General features: G+C 70.4%; 17 protein-coding genes. 15 read left to right on the plus strand and 2 right to left on the minus strand.

The annotated features are described in order from the left end of the window. The first annotated feature begins 555 nt into the window (after nucleotides 1-555). From N787_RS08900 to N787_RS14970, 7 genes are all read left to right on the plus strand, one after another. Complete coding sequence (locus tag N787_RS08900; protein WP_034212844.1) at nucleotides 556-2,706, plus strand: adenosylcobalamin-dependent ribonucleoside-diphosphate reductase; 2,151 nt, start codon at nucleotides 556-558, stop codon at nucleotides 2,704-2,706. A 101-nt stretch (nucleotides 2,707-2,807) separates the two neighbouring features. Then, entirely contained in the window at nucleotides 2,808-3,335 is a 528-nt protein-coding gene (locus N787_RS15465; protein WP_034212846.1) for a hypothetical protein, read from the plus strand. A gap of 102 nt (nucleotides 3,336-3,437) precedes the next feature. Continuing rightward, the gene (locus N787_RS08910; protein WP_034212848.1) at nucleotides 3,438-4,232 is read left to right on the plus strand and encodes a TSCPD domain-containing protein; all 795 of its coding nucleotides are present in this window, start codon (nucleotides 3,438-3,440) and stop codon (nucleotides 4,230-4,232) included. A gap of 120 nt (nucleotides 4,233-4,352) precedes the next feature. Beyond that, on the plus strand, nucleotides 4,353-5,189 hold the full coding sequence (locus N787_RS08915; protein ID WP_052575317.1) for a hypothetical protein: 837 nt from the start codon (nucleotides 4,353-4,355) through the stop codon (nucleotides 5,187-5,189). Between the two features lie 11 nt (nucleotides 5,190-5,200). Continuing rightward, entirely contained in the window at nucleotides 5,201-5,638 is a 438-nt protein-coding gene (locus N787_RS08920; protein WP_034212852.1) for a hypothetical protein, read from the plus strand. A 79-nt stretch (nucleotides 5,639-5,717) separates the two neighbouring features. Continuing rightward, on the plus strand, nucleotides 5,718-7,934 hold the full coding sequence (locus N787_RS08925) for a prolyl oligopeptidase family serine peptidase (RefSeq protein WP_084590722.1): 2,217 nt from the start codon (nucleotides 5,718-5,720) through the stop codon (nucleotides 7,932-7,934). Between the two features lie 247 nt (nucleotides 7,935-8,181). Beyond that, the gene (locus N787_RS14970) at nucleotides 8,182-8,652 is read left to right on the plus strand and encodes a hypothetical protein (protein WP_034212857.1); all 471 of its coding nucleotides are present in this window, start codon (nucleotides 8,182-8,184) and stop codon (nucleotides 8,650-8,652) included. Between the two features lie 50 nt (nucleotides 8,653-8,702). Here the strand turns inward: N787_RS14970 and chrA are convergent, their stop codons facing one another. Then, entirely contained in the window at nucleotides 8,703-9,914 is a 1,212-nt protein-coding gene (chrA, locus tag N787_RS08935) for a chromate efflux transporter (RefSeq protein ID WP_052575318.1), read from the minus strand. Further along, complete coding sequence (fabR, locus tag N787_RS08940; RefSeq protein ID WP_034212859.1) at nucleotides 9,915-10,553, minus strand: HTH-type transcriptional repressor FabR; 639 nt, start codon at nucleotides 10,551-10,553, stop codon at nucleotides 9,915-9,917. A gap of 93 nt (nucleotides 10,554-10,646) precedes the next feature. On the opposite strand from fabR, the gene N787_RS08945 reads away from it, so the two are divergent. The 8 genes from N787_RS08945 to N787_RS08980 all read left to right on the plus strand — a co-directional run bounded on the left by N787_RS08945 (nucleotide 10,647) and on the right by N787_RS08980 (nucleotide 17,776). Further along, entirely contained in the window at nucleotides 10,647-11,747 is a 1,101-nt protein-coding gene (locus tag N787_RS08945; RefSeq protein ID WP_034212862.1) for a ferredoxin reductase, read from the plus strand. 4 nt (nucleotides 11,748-11,751) lie between these two features. Continuing rightward, on the plus strand, nucleotides 11,752-12,888 hold the full coding sequence (locus tag N787_RS08950) for a fatty acid desaturase family protein (RefSeq protein WP_034212864.1): 1,137 nt from the start codon (nucleotides 11,752-11,754) through the stop codon (nucleotides 12,886-12,888). A 76-nt stretch (nucleotides 12,889-12,964) separates the two neighbouring features. Beyond that, on the plus strand, nucleotides 12,965-13,720 hold the full coding sequence (locus N787_RS08955; protein WP_156968965.1) for an energy transducer TonB: 756 nt from the start codon (nucleotides 12,965-12,967) through the stop codon (nucleotides 13,718-13,720). A gap of 130 nt (nucleotides 13,721-13,850) precedes the next feature. Continuing rightward, entirely contained in the window at nucleotides 13,851-14,111 is a 261-nt protein-coding gene (locus tag N787_RS08960; RefSeq protein ID WP_052575319.1) for a putative signal transducing protein, read from the plus strand. A 66-nt stretch (nucleotides 14,112-14,177) separates the two neighbouring features. Beyond that, entirely contained in the window at nucleotides 14,178-15,338 is a 1,161-nt protein-coding gene (locus N787_RS08965) for a threonine aldolase family protein (protein ID WP_052575320.1), read from the plus strand. 187 nt (nucleotides 15,339-15,525) lie between these two features. Continuing rightward, nucleotides 15,526-16,701, plus strand: coding sequence for a tetratricopeptide repeat protein (locus tag N787_RS08970; RefSeq protein ID WP_034212868.1), 1,176 nt, complete (start codon nucleotides 15,526-15,528; stop codon nucleotides 16,699-16,701). Further along, on the plus strand, nucleotides 16,698-16,976 hold the full coding sequence (locus N787_RS08975) for a putative signal transducing protein (protein ID WP_169742299.1): 279 nt from the start codon (nucleotides 16,698-16,700) through the stop codon (nucleotides 16,974-16,976). Before N787_RS08970 ends, N787_RS08975 begins: the two co-directional genes overlap by 4 nt. Then, nucleotides 16,976-17,776: an EcsC family protein gene (locus N787_RS08980; RefSeq protein ID WP_034212888.1), complete on the plus strand. Its 801-nt coding sequence runs from the start codon at nucleotides 16,976-16,978 to the stop codon at nucleotides 17,774-17,776. The genes N787_RS08975 and N787_RS08980 overlap by 1 nt, the downstream gene beginning before the upstream one ends. Nucleotides 17,777-17,854 lie beyond the last annotated feature (78 nt).

Here is a 17,854-nt window from a genome sequence, read left to right on the forward strand (position 1 = left end):
TGGCGCCGGCCCCGGCGGCAGCGGCGATCAGGAGGCAGGCGGCGGCGGGCAAGAGGCGCATTCGGGGCTCCGGCGGGAAAAAGTCTTGGTGGGTGATACCAGATGGGAGCCCAACGGTGGCTGGACAAGGGGGGCGGAAACGTGACGGCCGTCCTGGTTCCACGGTGGCCCGCGACGGCCTCCGAAAGCGCCCGAACGCGGTCCGGGAGGGGTTCAGGCCAACTCTCCAAGACCCGTGGAACATCTTGACCCGACAGTGATTTCGGCAGGTTGCAGGCTGTTGACACCCCCGCCAGCGAGGGGTAGCTTTGCCTTCCGCTGCCACTACATCTTGTGTCGGGCAGCGGGGGCGGCCCCAAGTCTTGGGGTCAGGGCTTGCACGACGCGTACGGCGAGACGGCATGCGGGATTCCGACCGGACAGCACAGCTTCCCAGGGGCCAGGCCCCGCGGGCGGGCGTCGCTTCCCCCGGATTCCCGGCCGGCACGATCCGATAAGAATTCAATAAACACGGCGCCCCCACCCGAGGGGCGACCCGGGAGGAAGACAGGACTTATGAGCACGGTTCGCCTGGAGGCGGTCAAGAACAAGCTGGCGCAGGGCATCGAAATGCAGCCGGCGTCCTACGACATCTGGGACAAGAAGTACCGCCTGAAGACCAAGCAGGGCGACCCGGTCGATGCCAGCATCGACCATACCTACCAGCGCGTGGCCAAGGCCCTGGCCGAGGCCGAGCCGACCGCCGAGAAGCAGAAGTACTGGTACGAGCGCTTCCTGTGGGCCCTGCGCCGCGGCGCCATCCCGGCCGGCCGCATCACGTCCAACGCCGGTGCGCTCGAGCACAAGCCCGCCACCAGCACCATCAACTGCACCGTGTCGGGGATCATCACCGACTCGATGGACGACATCCTGGGCAAGGTGCACGAGGCGGGCCTGACCCTGAAGGCCGGCTGCGGCATCGGCTACGAGTTCAGCACCCTGCGCCCGCGCGGCGCCTACGTGTCCGGCGCCGGCGCCTACACCTCGGGCCCGCTGAGCTTCATGGATATCTACGACAAGATGTGCTTCACCGTCTCGTCGGCCGGCGGCCGCCGCGGCGCCCAGATGGGCACCTTCGACGTGTCGCACCCGGACGTGAAGGAATTCATCGGCGCCAAGCGCGAGGACGGGCGCCTGCGCCAGTTCAACCTCTCGCTGCTGGTCACCGACGAGTTCATGCAGGCGGTCGAGCAGGACAAGGACTGGCCGCTGGTGTTCCCGGTGAACATCAAGGAAAAGAACGAGATCAACGTCGACGACCCGAAGCAGGTGGTCTGGCGCGACTGGCCGCACAGCACCAACTACGTGACCCGCGAAGACGGCATGGTGGCCTGCAAGATCTACGGCCACATCCGCGCCCAGCAGCTGTGGAACCGCATCATGGCGTCCACGTATGACTTCGCCGAGCCGGGCTTCATCCTGATCGACCGCGTCAACGAGATGAACAACAACTGGTGGTGCGAAAACATCCGCGCCACCAACCCCTGCGGCGAGCAGCCGCTGCCGCCCTACGGCGCCTGCCTGCTGGGCTCGATCAACCTCACCACCTTCGTCCGCGACCCGTTCACCGACAAGGCCAGCTTCGACTGGGAGGAATACAAGGAAGTGGTGCGGGTGTTCACCCGCATGCTCGACAACGTGGTCGAGATCAACGGCCTGCCGCTGGAGCAGCAGCGCAACGAGATCATGCGCAAGCGCCGCCACGGCATGGGCTTCCTGGGCCTGGGCAGCACGGTCACGATGCTGCGCATGAAGTACGGCGAGAAGGATTCGGTCGCGTTCACCGAGCAGGTGAGCCGCGAGATGGCCGTGGCCGGCTGGGAAGTGGCGCTGAGCCTGGCCAAGGAGAAGGGCCCGGCCCCGATCATGGACGAGGAGTTCAAGGTCACCGCCGAGATGCTGCGCAAGCGCCCGGAGATGAAGAAGGACGGCTGGAAGGTTGGCCAGAAGATCAAGGGCCGCGAGCTGCACGCCCGCTACTCGCGCTACATGCAGCGCGTGGCGGAAGTGGCGCCCGAGCTGGTGAAGGAGCTCGCCGAGACCGGCGCGCGCTTCACCCACCACAGCTCGATCGCGCCGACCGGCACCATCTCGCTGTCGCTGGCCAACAACGCCTCCAACGGCATCGAGCCCTCGTTCGCGCACCACTACAGCCGCAACGTGATCCGCGAAGGCAAGAAGTCGAAGGAAAAGGTCGAGGTCTTCAGCTACGAGCTGCTGGCCTACCGCACCCTGGTGAACCCCGATGCGATGCCCTTCGGCACCGACGACAAGTCGCGCCTGCCGGAATACTTCATCTCGGCCGACGACATCACGCCCAAGGCGCACGTGGACATCCAGGCGGCCTCGCAGAAGTGGATCGACTCGTCCATTTCCAAGACCGCGAACGTCCCGACGGACTACCCGTACGAGGACTTCAAGGACATCTACATGTACGCCCACAAGCAGGGCCTGAAGGGTTGCACCACCTTCCGCTTCAACCCGGCCGCCTTCCAGGGCGTGCTGGTGAAGGAAGCCGACCTGGAGAACACCACCTACCGCTTCGAGCTCGAGGACGGCACGGTGGTGGAGGCCCGGGGCAACGAGGAGATCGAATACGACGGCGAGCTGCACAGCGCCGCCAACCTGTTCGATGCCCTCAAGGAAGGCTACTACGGCAAGTTCTGATGCCGGCCGCGCGCCCCGCGGGGCGCGCAACCGGCGTTGAATCGCGCTAAGTTTGGAAGGCCCGCGGCGATCGCCGCGGATTCATCGACGAGGAGAGCGGTATGAGCAACGGCAACGGTGTCACGGCGGCCATTTCCAATGCCGCTGGAAGCGTCAGCGACAAGGCCTCGGAAATCGGCGGCGCCATCGCCGACCAGGCCAACAAGGTCATGAAGGCCGCCAAGAAGAAGGCGGCCCCGGCGATCAAGCGCGCCAAGGCCGAGATCAAGAAGGCCGAGCGTTCCGACACCGGCAAGGCGGTCAAGAAGGCCGTGGCCGGCGCCAAGAAGAAGGCGGCGGCGGCGGTGAAGGCCGTCAAGGCCAAGGTCGGCGGCGCCAAGCCGGCCGCGAAGAAGAAGGCGGCCGCCAAGAAGGCGCCTGCGAAGAAGAAGGCTGTCGCCAGGAAGCCGGCGGCCAAGAAGGCCGTCCGCAAGGTCGCCGCCAAGAAGGGCGCCGCGAAGAAGACGGCCAAGAAGGCCGTGCGCAAGGTTTCCGCCAAGAAGGCTCCGGCCCGCAAGGCGGCGAAGAAGGTCGCCAAGAAGCCGGCGGCCCGCAAGACGACGGCCCGAAAGGTTGCCAGGAAGCGCTAAAGCCTACGGCTGTCCCGATTGTCGTACCCCGTCCCCCCGCCGCCCGGCGGCGGGGGGCTCCGGGAGATCCACCCACCGAATCCCATAAGCGAAAAGAAACAGATGGCCATCAAGATCAGCAAGAAAATCAAGGGTTACAGCGTCCAGAAGCCCGAGGACAAGACCAAGGAAGCCGCCGCGCCCGTCGCCGCGCCCGTGGTCGAGCTCGAGCCCGCCTCGAACATCATCCAGATGCACGAGAAGGTCGAGCGCCCCGAAGTGCTGATCGGCAACACCTACAAGATCAAGTCGCCGCTGGTCGAGCACGCGATGTACGTGACCATCAACGACATCGTGCTCAACCCGGGCACCGAGCATGAGCTGCGCCGTCCGTTCGAGGTGTTCATCAACTCCAAGAACATGGACCACTTCCAGTGGATCGTGGCCCTGACCCGGATCATGAGCGCCGTGTTCCGCAAGGGTGGCGACGTCACCTTCCTGGTGGACGAGATGAAGGCGGTGTTCGACCCGCGCGGCGGCTACTTCAAGGCCGGCGGCGTGTACATGCCGTCGATCGTGGCCGAGATCGGCTCGGTGGTCGAAGAGCACCTCAAGTCGATCGGCATGATCCTCGACCCCGAGCTCAGCGAGGCGCAGCGCCAGCTGATCGCCGACAAGCGCGCCGCCTACGAGGCCCGCGCAAAAAAAAAGTCCAGTGATTCCGGCCTGAGCGGCGCCCCCGCGGGGACCTCCGGCACCGACGGCGCTTCGCGCGCCGACGAGGCGGTGCAGGTGACCGGCGAGGGCGCCTCTTTCCCGCCCAGCGCGACCATGTGCTTCAAGTGCAACACCAAGGCCACGGTGATCATGGATGGCTGCGCGACTTGCCTGAATTGCGGCTACAGCAAGTGCGGTTGACCCGGTAAGCGCCGCACTACAAGCGCAGGGCAACGGGTCGGAAACACCACCGACCCGTATTGAGTTCGTATGGGGCCTACAACACACTCGCCGGGCGTCCCCCATCCCCACGAGGCCCGAATGCTCCGTCCCGCCCTGCTCACCCTGGCGCTTGCCGCCGCTGCCACCACCGCCCACGCCGGCGAGTGCGAAGACAACTTCAAGAAGTCCGGCAGCCCGTTCACCGGCAATGATTACTCCAGCGTGGTGGTGGTGCCCGACCAGTCGGTGGCCGACGCCATCGGCCAGATGCGCGGCATCATGATCGGCGAGAAGATGGACGTGATCGCCGAGGACGTGGAGAACGGCACGCTGCTGGTCGAGCAGCGCTCCACCAACACCACGCGCGCCATCCCGACGCTCATCAGCGTCTATGACGAAGGCGGCGCGGCCGCGGTCGAGATGACGGTCAAGACCGAGAAGGGCCAGTTCGCCAAGGCCGACGCGATCCAAAGCTACATGTGCACGCTGCTCGGCAAGCTGCAGGGCGGCGACGCCGGCCGGCAGGCGGCCGCGGCGGGCGCCGCCACCCAGAACGTCGATGACGTGACCGAGCAGGACGTGTACGTGTTCTCGCGCCGCATCGCCCGCGAAGGCCAGGCCAACGCCGCCGCCGTGTCGGCGCGCCACGACGGCCGCCGCTACGCGCTCAAGGGCAAGGTCAGCTCGATCCAGGAGCAGGACGGCGACACCATCGTCGGCTTCGACATCCCCGAGACCAGCGAGGCCTTCATCCAGCTGCCCGGCGACAACGCCCCGCGCACCGGCGTGGCCTGCGTGTTCAAGCCCGAGCAGCGCGCGCTGGCGCTGACCTTCCGCCGCGGCGAGACCGCGCGCTTCGAAGGCCGCTTCGCCGAGTACGACGGCATCCTGCACCAGGTCTGGCTGGACGGCTGCAAGCCTGCGCGTCGCCGCTGAGGCGGCGCGCGGTGCCCGTCGGGGAGGTGGATGGGAGTTTTAGAATCGCCGCCAGGACCATTGGCGGCGTCTCGGCGATCTTCGTCGTTCCGCTGCTGGTGATCGTCGCCCTGGTCGCACCCGATGGCCTGGTCGCCGCCCTGTGGCTCGGGGCGTCCTACTTCGGGCCTCTGCTGGCCTGGCTGATGTTGACGGCTCGGCCGGCTGTCTTGCTGGCGGCGAAGCAAAAGGGCTGGGCCTTCGGTTACTCAGCCCTGTCTGTCGCATTGGCGATCACCAGCGCCTGGATCGTCGTCGGTCTGGCGGAACACGGGTTCGATGCGACGGCGCTGGCATGCGACCTGGCGGTTTCCCTGCCGTCCTTGGGTTTTCTGTACTTGCTTGGCATCCCCGTAGCCGTATTGGCGGGAATCTTCTTCGTGGGTGCCGGGGAGCGTGCCCGCCAATAGCGTCGGTTGCCTGGCCCGCCCGATTGGCCGGGGGAGGTGATTACCGCCGTTTTCCGGGAGACCACTCCAGGAGCCGGACATGCGCGCATTGCTAGCGGGATTGATCCTGGCCGCCGGCCAGGTTGCCGGGGCTGCTCCCGGGGTCTCCACCGGTTCGTCCTCCGCGGCGGCAACGCCGCAGGTGCCGGGTGGCTATCCCCCCGCGCGCCGCACCGACGTCGTTGACACCTTCCACGGCGTCGAAGTGCGCGACCCGTACCGCTGGATGGAGGACTTGCGCAGCCCCGAGCTGGCCGCCTGGATCGAGGCGCAGAACCAGCGCGCCGAGCCGGGCCTGCGCGGCGAGCCCGCCTATGCCCGGGCGCTCGCGCGAATGAAGGCGCTCGAAAACCTCTATCCCACCCAGGAGCCGGGCCGCGAGGCCGGTGGCCGGACCTTCTTTCGCACGCTGGTCGACGAACGGATCCACCTGATGGTGCGTGGCCCCGGCGACGCCGCGCCGCGCACGCTGGTGGATGCCGCGGCGCTGGGCGAGGGCGGCATGGTGCGCGCCTTCGTGCCCTCGCCGGACGGGCGTCGCGTGGCCTACATCATCAATCGCAACGGCGCCGACTGGGGCGAGATCCGCCTCCTGGACGTGGACGCGCCGGAGGCGCCGATCGCGGTGCTGGCGAACATCCGCTTCGAAGGCCCGATGCAATGGTCGGCGGATGGCGACGGCCTGGTCTACCGCCGCTTCGCGCCGCCGCGCGATGGCCGCCCCGAGGCGCCCGCCGAGGATCCCGCGCTCTACCTGCACCGGCTGGGCACGCCGGTGGCCGACGATGTCCGGCTGTTCTCGCTGCCGGAGGACCGCAGCGACTGGAGCCTGGCATTCGACCTGCCGGGCGATCGCCGGCAGCTGTTCGCCTCGGTCGAGCGTGGCCCCTGGCATGACGGCAACCTCGGCGGCTCGCGCGCGCAGCTGCACCTGCTCGAGCTCGAGGCCAGCGGCCATCTGCGCAAAGGCGCCAAGCCGCGCGTCCTCACCGAACCGGACGCCGCCTACCGGGTTCTCCACGTCGAGGACGGCCGCGCGCTGGTGTTCACCGACAGGGACGCCCCGCGCCGGCGCGTGGCGTGGATGGACCTGGCCGAGCCCGCGCCCGCGCGCTGGCAGCCGGTGATCCCCGAGGGCGAGGGTGTCCTCACCAACGCGCAGTGGTACGGCGGGCGGCTGGTCGCCCACTCGATCGAGAACGTGCACAGCGTGCTGCGCGTGTTCGATGCCGACGGCAAGTCCTTGGGCGACGTCGCGCTGCCCGGCACCGGCGTGGTGCAGGGGCTCTACGGCGGTGCGGATTCACCGCGGGTGAGCCTGCTGTACTCGGGCCTGCTGCAGCCGCCGGTGCTGCTGCAGCATGACCTGGCCACGGGGCAGACGCGGGTGGAGTCCGAGGCCGAGCAGGCGCCGGACCTGTCCGCGTATGAAGTGAGCCAGGAGTGGTTCGCGTCTAAGGATGGCACCCGGGTGCCGATGTTCATCGTGGCCAGGAAAGCCGTGGCCCGCGACGGCAGCCATCCGACGCTGCTCTACGGCTACGGGGCCTCGGGCACGTCCGAGCTTCCGTACTTCCGCGAGGACGCGCTGGCGTGGGTGCAGCTGGGTGGCATCTACGCCATCGCCAACCTGCGCGGCGGCGGCGAGTTCGGCCGTGCCTGGTACGAGGCGGCGATCCGCGAGCGCAAGCAGACCACGTATGACGACATGATCGCGGCGGCGGAACACCTGGTCGCCAGCGGCAGGACGGGCCCGAAGCGGCTGGCGATCGCCGGTGCCTCGAATGGCGGCATGCTGGTCACCGCGGTGATGGTGCAGCGGCCGGATCTTTTGGCCGCCGTGCTGGCCGACGTGCCGGTGACCGATGCCATGCGCCGGCACATCGCCGGCAACGGCGCGCAGCAGGTGGACCAGTGGGGCACGCCCGCCGACGCCGACGTCTTCCCCGCGTTGCGCGCGTATTCGCCGCTGCACAACCTGGCGCCGGGCACCTGCTATCCCGCGACCCTGGTCACCACTTCGCACGACGACCAGCGGCTGCCGGCCTGGCACGCCTACAAGTTCACCGCGGCGCTGCAGGCGGCGCAAGGCTGCGAAACGCCGATCCTGATGCTGTCGCGCGCGTCGGGTGGCCACGGCGGTGGCGGCGTGTCGGGCTGGATGGACAGCGTGGCGATCCAGTACGCGTTTCTCGCACGGGTGTTGGGATTGGGCGAGGCGGGGGACGACGGGTCGGGGACGGGCGGCGGGGATTGAGCCTGCTTTCCGCGCCGCACTTTTTCCTGCCGATCACGCCGCCGTCCGCCTGCATCCGGCTACCGGTTGAAGCCTGGTAGTCACGGTGTGGCGGGTGCAGGCCCGCGCCTCCGGTGCGGGCTGCTGATTTCCCGGATTGAGTTCAGGCGAAATCCTACGCACGGATTGGGTAGCGGCGGATTTCTGCACGTTTGTCCCCGCGGGATGATGGCAGCCATCGGATATCGATGTGGCTGGAGCGACAGGCATGCAGTGGACCCGCGCCCGGAGGGTCGTCGTGTTGGTCTCGATGTTGTTGGCGGTGGCGGTGGCGGTGGCGCTGGCGGCGCGTGCCGATGCCGCGTCACTCTTCAAGTGCAGCGACCGGCATGGCCGCGTCAGCTACCAGTCGGCGCCATGCGCGCCGGGCGATACGCAGGTGTGGGAGCGCGCTGTGGCGGCGGATCATCAACCCGCGTCGGCCCCGGGTGCCGGCAGCCCTACGGTGCGGAGCGCGCCGCGGGTGTCAGGCGAGGAGGTATCCCGCACCGTGGCCAGGCCGCCTCGCCAGGCGCGCGCCGTGCCGCGCGCCAGCGCGCCGCGGAAGTCGGCGTCGCGAGCCTGTCAAAGTGCGAAGGCCGCCGATGCGGCCTATCGCGCGCAGCCGCTGTCGCGGGTGAAGCATGACGGGCTGCGTCGGCACGGGGATCGGATCCGGCTGGCTTGTGGTCCGGGATGAACGCCGTGGCGTCCATCGCGAGGGCGAGGCGGGCCGCCCCCTTTGTCCGCCTAGCTGCCGGAGATCCAGCCCCAGACCGCTGCGCCGGCAATCACCGCGGGAATCAGCAGCCGCGCCTTCGAGGCGAACAGCAGCGCCAGCACGGTGGCGAACAGCGCCCACGCTTCGAAGCTGGTCAGGCTGACGCGCATCAGCGCGATGGTGGTGCCGGCGATCAGGCCGACGACGCCGGCCGTGACGCCCTCGAGGAACTGGCGCGCGCGCGGCTGGTGCACGAGCCGCTCCAGCGGTTCGTGCGCCACCAGGGTGAATGCGAAAGCCGGCAGGAAGACGCCCGCGGTCATCGCCACGGCGCCCCAGGGCCCGCCGCCGACGTAGCCGACGAAGGTGGCGAAGATCACCAGCGGCGCCGGCAGCAGGCCCGACAGCGCCAGGCCGTCAAGGAACTGGCCGTTGCTCATCCACGCGCCTTGCGTCACCGCGTCGCGCTGCAGGAAGGGAATCACGGTGTAGGCACCGCCGAAGGTCAGCAAACCGGCTTTCAGGCCCGCCCAGAACAACAGCCATGCCGACACCGTGCCCGGGTCGACGGCCGGGCCCGCGATCCCGGAGAGGCTCAGCGTGTCCATTCCCGCCAGCCCGCCGTGACGCACGGCGGACGCCACCGCGGCGGCCGTGATCAGCGCGATCACCCCGAGGGCGCTGGCGCGCAGGCCACGCCGCGCCGCCAGGTAGGCCACGCCGCCGCCCGCCAGGATCCATCCGAAGTGCAGGCCCGCCAACTGCGCGAATCCCGCCACGATCGCGATCGTCCACAGCCAGCGATCGGTGACCACGTGCCCGCCGATGCGCAGCACCGCCCGCAGCACCAGCGCCGCCACTGCCACCTGCACCGCGGCGAACACGGCCTGCAGGCCTTCGATGCCCAGCCCGTACCCGACGTAGGCCCAGGACAGCGCGAACATCAGCACGAAGCCCGGCAGCATGAAGCCCAGCCCGGCCAGCAGGCCGCCCAGCCGTCCGCGCGCCAGCATGCCGAAGTAGACGCACAGCTCGTGCGCCTCGGGGCCGGGCAGCACCTGGTACACCGCCAGCGCGCGATTGAAATGGTCGCTGTCGACCCAGCGCTCTTCGTCCACCAGCGCGTGGCGGATCATCGCGATCTGCACCACCGGCCCACCCCAGGCCAGCGCGCCGAAGCGCAGGAAGCGCAGGAAGACCTGCACCAGGGTCTGGTGCGGGATGCGCGGCGCGCTCGACAATTACTTCGGCATCGCGTGCGCGCCGACCAGGATCATCCGCACCATCGTGGTCAGCTGGTCCACGAGTTCGGCGTCGCGCTCGGGCGGCAGGTCGAGGGCGGTGGCGCCCATCGCGAAGGCGAGGCGCGTGATGGCCTTGGCGGCCAGCGCGGGCTCGGCCATCGGGCGGTTGCGCAGCTTGGCGAAGCGCACCAGGTCGTGGTGCAGCTCGTCCTCGAAGAAGCCCAGCTCGCGGTCCACGGCGCGCTTGAAGGCGTCGGAGCCGACGGTGCCCTCGCGCAGCAGCACGTGCAGCAGCTTGTCGTCGGCGCGCACCTGTTCGATGAAGGCCTCGACCGAGCCGCGGACCACGCCGTGCTCGGCCTCGGCGCGATGGCGGGCGGCGCCGACGATCTTTCGCAGGCTCTGGCCGGCGACGTCGATCAGGGCCACGGCCAGTTCATCCACGTCGCGGAACTGGCGATAGAAGCTGTTGGGGGCGATGCCGGCCTCGCGGGCCACTTCGCGCAGGCTCAGGCTGGAGACGCTGCGGTGCGGGCCGATCAGGCGCAGCGCGGCGTCGAGCAGGTCGGCCCGGGTGATCGGGGTGCGCCGGACCGGATGCAGGTCGGCGTCGGCGGCGGAAGAGGTGGACGTCACGGGCGGGCCGACTCGGGGTAGGGGGCCATCATAGCGGCGCCACGGATATACAGCTGTATAGACACGCGTATGCGGCTATGTATAATGCCGCCCATGCGACCCGATCCCCTCCCTGTCCCGGCCCCGACCCGCTCCTCCGGGCGCCGCGCCCGCGCGCCCTTCGTGTCACCGGCCCTGTTCGACTTCTGGGCGCAGCGGCTGTCGCCGACCTGGAGCTGGGATCGCCCGCTGGCCCGGATCGTGGCCCGCGAACGGGCCGCCTCCGACGCGGTGAACCTTGTCCTGAGGCCGAACCGGCATTTCCGCGGCTTCCGGCCGGGACAGCACGTGAACCTGGGCGTCGAAGTGGACGGCCGGCGCCTGGTGCGCAGCTACAGCCCCAGCGCCCCCGCGGCCGCGGACGGCAGCTTCCGCATCACGGTCAAGGCGATCGAGGGCGGCAAGGTGAGCCGCTTCCTGCACGAGCACGCCAAGGTCGGCGATGTGGTCACGCTGGGCGAGGCTTTCGGCGAACTGGCGCTGCCGGCCGATGGCCGCAACCCGCGCCTGCTGCTCGCCGCCGGCAGCGGCATCACGCCGATGATGGCGATCTTCGCGGCGCTGGCCGCGCAGCCGGATCCGGCGCCGACCACGCTGCTGTACTCCACGCGCACCCGCGACCAGCGCTGCTTCGTGGACGAACTGCGCGCGATCGCGGCGGCGACCCCGGCGCTGCAGGTCCGCTTCCTGCTGACGCGGGACCGCGCCGCGGCCGGCGACGAAGCGGCCGGCCGCCTCGACGCCGTCCAGCTGGCGCCGTGGCTCGACGCCAGCGCGCACGTGCTGGCCTGCGGCCCGGCCGGCTTCGTGGAAACCGCGGCCGCCTTGATCGCAACGCGCGCCGCCAGCTTCGCCGCCGAATCCTTCTCGCCGCCGGTCTTCGAAAGCACCGACACCGGCACCGTCGAACTCACGCTCGCGCGCAGCGGCCGCACGCTCGCGGTGCCGCGCGGCCAGCCTCTGCTCGATGCGCTCGAGGCCGCCGGCCTCTCGCCCGCGCACGGCTGCCGCCGCGGCCTGTGCAACAGCTGCGCCTGCGGCAAGTCCGCGGGCAGCACCCGCCACCTGCTGACCGGCGAGCTGGAGCACGAGCCCGTCTCCGCCCTGCGCCTGTGCGTGAGCAGCGCGCGCAGCGACCTCGTCCTGGACCTGTGACCCGATGACCGCCAAGCCCAAGAATCGCGCCCTCACGCCCGACGAACTCGACGCCTTCGCCGCCGAGCTCGATGCCCTGCGCGCCCGCACCCTCGCCACCGTCGGCCAGGCCGACGCCGACTACATACGCGCCGTATACCAGGCCGTGCGCTACTTCGGGCTCGCCGGCCGCGTGCTGCTGATGGTCGCGGCGATCGCCGGCGCCTTCGTCACGCCGGTGCTGTGGATCGCCGGCACGCTCGGCGTGCTGTCGCTGGCGCTGTCGAAGATCCTCGAGAACATGGAGCTGGGCCACAACGTCATCCACGGCCAGTTCGACTGGATGAACGACCCGGCGCTGGATGGCCGCACCTACGAGTGGGACATCGCCGGCACCAGCGAGAACTGGCGCAAGACCCACAACTTCCGCCACCACACCTGGACCAACGTGCGCGGACTGGACGACGACATCGGCTACGGCCTGCTGCGGATCTTCCCCGAGCAGCGCTGGCGTCCGTTCTACCTCGTGCAGCCGCTGGTGGCGGTGGTGTTCGCGATCCTGTTCGAATGGGGCATCGCCATCCAGGACCTGCGCCTGGGCCGCTGGTTCGCGGGCAAGAAGAAAACGCGGGAATTGCTCGAAGAGTTCCGCCCGGTGGGCGGCAAGATGGCGCGCCAGGTGCTGAAGGACTACGTGTTCTTCCCGCTGCTGGCCGGCCCGTTCTTCCTGACGGTGCTGGTGGGCAACGTGATCGCCAACATCCTGCGCAACCTCTGGACCTACCTGATCATCTTCTGCGGCCACTTCACCGCCGACGCCGAGACCTTCAGCCGCGAATCGGTGCGCACCGAGGGCCGCGGCGGCTGGTACCTGCGCCAGCTCCGGGGTTCGTCCAACATCGCTGGCGGAAAACTGCTCAACCTGATGTCGGGCAACCTCAGCCACCAGATCGAGCACCACTTCTTCCCCGACGTGCCGGCCAACCGCTACGCGGCGATGGCGGTCGAGGTGCGCGCCATCTGTGCCCGCTACGGCCAGCACTACAACACCGGCTCGCTGCCGCGGCAGTTCGGCCAGGTGTGCTGGCGCATCCTGCGCCACGCGCTGCCCAGCCGCCCGCGCGCCGCGGCCGCCATCGGCGCCACGCAGGCGGCCGGGTAAGAAAATTGCTCATCCGGTTGTGGCGGCGCGGCATAGCCGATAGCGTCGGTACATCAGACGGCTTCCGGGAATGACGATGCGCCACCTGCTGTTGCTCGCCGCGATGCTTTGCGCCGCTGCGCCCCAAGCGGCGCCCCAGGCCCCGGTCCCCGCGGTGCCGGTCATGCGCAGCTTCGCGGCCCATGCCCACGTGTCGGAGGACGGCACGGTCGCTTCGGTGGACGTTGCGCCCGAGGTGCCCGCGCCGCTCGTGGATATCGTGCGGCAGGCGGTAGCGTCGCTAGGCTTCCAGCCGGCGACGGTGGATGGCGTGCCCGCGGCCAGCCGAACGGCGGTGGTCGTGCAGATCGAGCTCACCCCGGGCGAGGCAGGCACGCTGGCCGCGCGCGTGGTCGGCGCCGAGCGTGCACAGGTGCGCATGACCCCGCCCCGATACCCGCGCGAAGCCCTGGTGGCTGCCATCAGCGGTCGCGTGATCCTGGAACTCGCGGTGTTGCCGGACGGTCGCGTCGACCCGGCCCGGAGCCGCGTCAGTGAGGTGGAGCTGTCCCGCTATGGCGCCGCGTCCCGCCGTGGCCGCGTGTACGCACAGCAGCTGTCCGAGGCGTCGCTCCAGGCCGCGGCCGATTGGGTCGTCCAGGTCGAGGAAGTGGCCGGAGTGGCACAACCGACCCACATCGAGACGCCCGTGCTGTTCTGCGCCGCCATGGGTAAAACGCCCGGTGATTGTCCTGGGCTGGAGCCCCGTGCGCCCGGGCAGCCGCGCCGTGCCGCGGATCCCCGGGTCCGGCTGGCGCAACTGCAGGCGTCGCCCGCGGGTCCCGACGCCTGAAACCGCCCCCGGCTGGCCGCTCGTCAGCCCCAGGCCACCACGCGCCCCATTTCCGCCCAAAGTGTGAACCAGTTCACGTTTTCCGCGTGAAGAAGTCCGGTTAATGGCGCGGGGAAAACGGGGAAGCGCCATGACGCCGGTTTACATCGCGGAGAGCGAGCTGGACGCCCAGCTCGTGCAGGACCTGCTGCTGGGCTCGGGCATCACGGCCCACATCTTCGGCCCGAACGTGGCCGGGGCCATTCCCGAAGTGCCGGCCACCGGCTTGATCCGGGTGGTGGTGGAAGACAGCGAGGCCGACCTGGCCCGCGCGCTGATCCAGCACCTTGAATCCAGCCCGGCGGCGGACGAGGACGACGCGGGTTTCCTGCTCGACAGCCAGAGCCTTTGACGGTTGCGACGCGCGCCGGCGCGGCCCGCTATGCTCGGGCCTTCCCTAGCCGCTCCGGAAGTTCGCATGGACCGCCGCCATTTCCTCGCCAGCAGCGGTCTCGCCGCTGCGTCCACGCTGGTGCCGCCTGCCATCGCCAGCACGGGCGCCGGAGCCACGGATCCGGGGCTTGCCACGCGCCTCGTCAATTTCAGCACCGAGGGCCTGGGCCTGACGCCGGTCGAGTACGCCGCGCAGCTGCAGGCCGTGGCGGCCGCCGGACCGCTGGTGCCGGACAACTACTCGCTGGGCGGCGCCATCGAAGCGCTGGAGAAACAGTTCGCGACCCTGCTCGGCAAGCCCGCGGCGATGTTCCTGCCCACCGGCACGCTCGCCAACCTGGTCGCGGTGCGCACGCTGGCCGGGCCGGATCGCCGCGTGCTGGTGCAGGCGGAAAGCCATCTCTACAACGACAGCGGCGACGGCGCCCAAAGCCTGGCCGGCCTGAACCTGGTGCCGCTGGCCGAGGGCGAAACCGGCCTCACGCTCGAGGCGGTGCAGCGCTGGGTGGCGCGTTCGGACGGCGGCCGCGTGCGTAACCCGGTCGGCGTGATCTCGATCGAGAGCCCGGTGCGCCGCCGCGACCACGCCCGCGTCGATCCCGCGGAGATCGAGCGCATCAGCACGTGGGCGCGCGCGCAGGGCATCCGCCTGCACCTCGACGGCGCGCGCCTGTTCAACCTGCCGCACGCGACGGGCCGTTCGCTGGCCGAACTCACCGCGCCCTTCGATACCGTGTACGTGTCGCTGTGGAAGCACTTCAACGGCGCCTCGGGCGCGATCCTCGCCGGCGACGCGGCGTTCATCGACGGGCTCTTCCACGTGCGCCGCATGTTCGGCGGCGCGCTGCCCGCGGCCTGGCCGCAGGTGGCGCTGGTGCCGGGTTACGCGGCGACCTACCTCGACGATTACGCCGCGGCCTGGCGCGTCGCCGACGAACTGATCGAATGCCTGCACGCCGACGGCCGCTACCGTGCGCGCAAGCTGCCCGATGGCACCAGCCGCTTCTTCCTCGCGCCCGAAGGCGGTGCCCGCGACGCGCTGGCGATGCGTGCCCGCGAACAGGGCGTGCGGATCCCATTGGCCGCGCCCGGGGCAACGGAGTTCACGCTGCAGGTGAATCCGACGCTGCTGCGGCGCCCGGCGGCGGAGATCGCGGCGGTGTTGCTGGACGCCCACGCGGCCTGATCGGCCCGCGCAGGCCGCCGTGATCGCGGAGGACGGGCCTCGCGCCGGTCGCCGCCGCCACACGCTGCCTGAACGCCACGCGCTGGCCGCGCGCCCCGCGTTCGCGGCACCGCGGGGCAGCCGATATCATCGGGGCCTGCCTTCCGGCCCATCTGCGCCGGCCGCCACCGATTCCGGGACTTTCCGCATGCCAACGATCCGCCGCCGCGCCTCCCTCGTCCTTGCCCTCGGCCTCGCGCTGTCGCCCGCGGCGTTCGCGCAATCCGTCGACCAAGCGCTGGAGCAGGCCCGGGCACTGGAGGCGGAGTCGAAGTTCGCGCAGGTCATCGACGTGCTGGCGCCGCACCGCGAGGCGGCGCGCCCCGAGGTGGACTACGCGCTTGCCTACGCCCATCTCAATCGCCAGCTGCAGGGCGCCGCCACCGCCACCGCGGCCGAGGACTACGCGCAGGCGCTGCGTCTCGCCAATCGCGCCGCGGCGAAAGACCACGGTCCTTCGCTCTACCTGCTGTCGCTGATCCATGGCAACGGCTGGGGCGTGCCGGCGGATGCCGCCCAGTCGCGCGCCTTCCTCGAGCGTGCCGCCAAGGCCGGCGACGTCGTCGCGCGCGCCGACTACGCGGTGATGCTCTACCAGGGTCGCCTCGGCCTGCCGCGCGATGTCGCCACCGCCTGCGCGCTGTTCGCCGAAGTGCTGGTGAAGGAAGAAGTCGGCATGATCGCCAGCTACTACCTCGGCCTGGCCACCGCCCGCGGCGAGTGCGGCCTGGGCCCGGACATGGCCAAGGCGCTGGCGCTGATCCGGCGCGCGGCCGACGCCGGCGTCACCGAGGCCGAGCGCGACATGGGGCGCGCGTTGCAAACCGGCGACGGCATCGCCCGCAACCTCGACGCGGCCCTGGTCTGGTACGCGCGTGCCGCCAACAAGGGCGATGCCTTCTCGCTGTGGCGGCTGGGCATGGCGCACGTGCGCGGCCAGGGCAGGCCGCTCGACATCGTGCTGGGGGTGGACTACCTCAAGCGCGCCGTGGATGCCGGCAGCCCCGACGCCATGGCCAGCCTGGCGGCGCTGCTGGCCGCCGGCGACGGCGTGGCCCAGGATTTCGGCATGGCGCGCGCGCTCTACCAGCGCGCCGCCCGCGCCGGCCAGCCGCAGGCGCACCGCGACCTGGCCCTGATGCACCTCGCCGGGCAGGGCGCACCGGCCGATCCCGCGCAGGCCTGGGTGAACTACCAGAAGGCCGTCGCGCTGGGCCACGCCCCGGAGCCCAGGCTCGACGCGGCGATCAAGGCCGCGATGTCGCCGGCCCAGGCCCGCGAGGCCGAGGCCGAGCTCGCGCAGTGGCGCCAGTCGCGGCCGTGACTCCCGTCTACGAGGCCGAGAGTGGCATCGACGCGCAGCTGGTCTGCGACCTGCTGCTCAGCGCCGGCCTCGACGCGCTCGTGTTCGGCGCCGACCTGGCCGGCGGCATCGGCGAGCTGCCGGCCGCGGGCCTCGTGAGGGTTTGGGTCGCGCCCGACCAGGTCGAGCGCGCGCGCGCCCTGATCGATGAATGGCAGGCGGGCGGCATTCCCGACGAGGACGAACTCAACCGCCTCGCGGACAGCGGCACCGGCAACGGCGAGCTGTGGGCCTGATGGGCGCCCTGGTGCGCAGCCTCGCGCCCGCCGACCTCGCCGACCTGGCGCGGGCGAAGGCGCTGCTGGAATCGCCGTCGCTGGCGATCCAGCTGGCCAACGCCGTGGGCTCGCCGGTGGAATACCTGCTCACGACGAAGCTGCCGCGCGCGGCCAGCGGCCTGGTGGATCGCGCCGCGCGGCGCGCCGTCGAGGCCGGTTACAAAGCGGCGACCTGGACCTTGGGTGGCGATCGCACCGGCACCCGGGCCAGCGAGCGGATGCACAAGGTCGCGGTGGTCGGCAGCGGCGCGGTCGGCGGCTTCTTCGGCCTGCCCGGGCTGCTGGTGGAGCTGCCGGTGACCACCGCGACCATGCTGCGCTCGATCGCCGACATCGCCCGCAGCGAGGGGGAGTCGCCGACGGACGTGGCCACGCGGCTCGCCTGCATCGAGGTGCTGGCGCTGGGCGGCAGCCGCCGCGACGACGATGGCGCCGAGACCGGCTACTTCGCCACCCGCGCGGCGCTGGCGCAGCAGGTCAGCGCGGTGTCGGGCCACCTCGCGCAGCAGGTCGCCGCCGGCGGCGCGCCGGCCGTGCTGCGCGTGATCCACGCCGTGGCCAGCCGCTTCTCGATCCCGGTGTCGCAGAAGGCGCTGGCCCAGGCCGCGCCCTTCGTCGGCGCGGCCAGCGGCGCCGCGCTCAACTACGTTTTCATCAGCCACTTCCAGAAAGCGGCCCGCGGCCACTTCATCATCCGCCGCCTCGAGCGCGCCTACGGACCGGCCCTCGTTCGCGCGAGATACCTGGCGCTGGAGTAGGGACAGGAAGCGGATTTTGACGCGGATTGACGCGGATGAACGCGGATAGAGCGTAAAGAGGGTTTGGTCCTCGCCAGC

The sequence above is a fragment of the Arenimonas metalli CF5-1 genome (assembly GCF_000747155.1).
In the GTDB taxonomy this organism is placed as follows: Bacteria; Pseudomonadota; Gammaproteobacteria; order Xanthomonadales; family Xanthomonadaceae; genus Arenimonas; species Arenimonas metalli.

Bases quoted from the DNA above. Each gene is read 5' to 3' on its own strand.
- N787_RS08900 (WP_034212844.1), top strand. From the start codon at position 556: ATGAGCACGGTTCGCCTGGAGGCGGTCAAGAACAAGCTGGCGCAGGGC.
- N787_RS08965 (WP_052575320.1), top strand. From the start codon at position 14,178: ATGGACCGCCGCCATTTCCTCGCCAGCAGCGGTCTCGCCGCTGCGTCC.
- N787_RS08955 (WP_156968965.1), top strand. From the start codon at position 12,965: ATGCGCCACCTGCTGTTGCTCGCCGCGATGCTTTGCGCCGCTGCGCCC.
- N787_RS08915 (WP_052575317.1), top strand. From the start codon at position 4,353: ATGCTCCGTCCCGCCCTGCTCACCCTGGCGCTTGCCGCCGCTGCCACC.
- N787_RS15465 (WP_034212846.1), top strand. From the start codon at position 2,808: ATGAGCAACGGCAACGGTGTCACGGCGGCCATTTCCAATGCCGCTGGA.
- N787_RS08960 (WP_052575319.1), top strand. From the start codon at position 13,851: ATGACGCCGGTTTACATCGCGGAGAGCGAGCTGGACGCCCAGCTCGTG.
- N787_RS08925 (WP_084590722.1), top strand. From the start codon at position 5,718: ATGCGCGCATTGCTAGCGGGATTGATCCTGGCCGCCGGCCAGGTTGCC.
- N787_RS08970 (WP_034212868.1), top strand. From the start codon at position 15,526: ATGCCAACGATCCGCCGCCGCGCCTCCCTCGTCCTTGCCCTCGGCCTC.
- N787_RS14970 (WP_034212857.1), top strand. From the start codon at position 8,182: ATGCAGTGGACCCGCGCCCGGAGGGTCGTCGTGTTGGTCTCGATGTTG.
- N787_RS08980 (WP_034212888.1), top strand. From the start codon at position 16,976: ATGGGCGCCCTGGTGCGCAGCCTCGCGCCCGCCGACCTCGCCGACCTG.
- N787_RS08910 (WP_034212848.1), top strand. From the start codon at position 3,438: ATGGCCATCAAGATCAGCAAGAAAATCAAGGGTTACAGCGTCCAGAAG.
- N787_RS08945 (WP_034212862.1), top strand. From the start codon at position 10,647: ATGCGACCCGATCCCCTCCCTGTCCCGGCCCCGACCCGCTCCTCCGGG.
- N787_RS08950 (WP_034212864.1), top strand. From the start codon at position 11,752: ATGACCGCCAAGCCCAAGAATCGCGCCCTCACGCCCGACGAACTCGAC.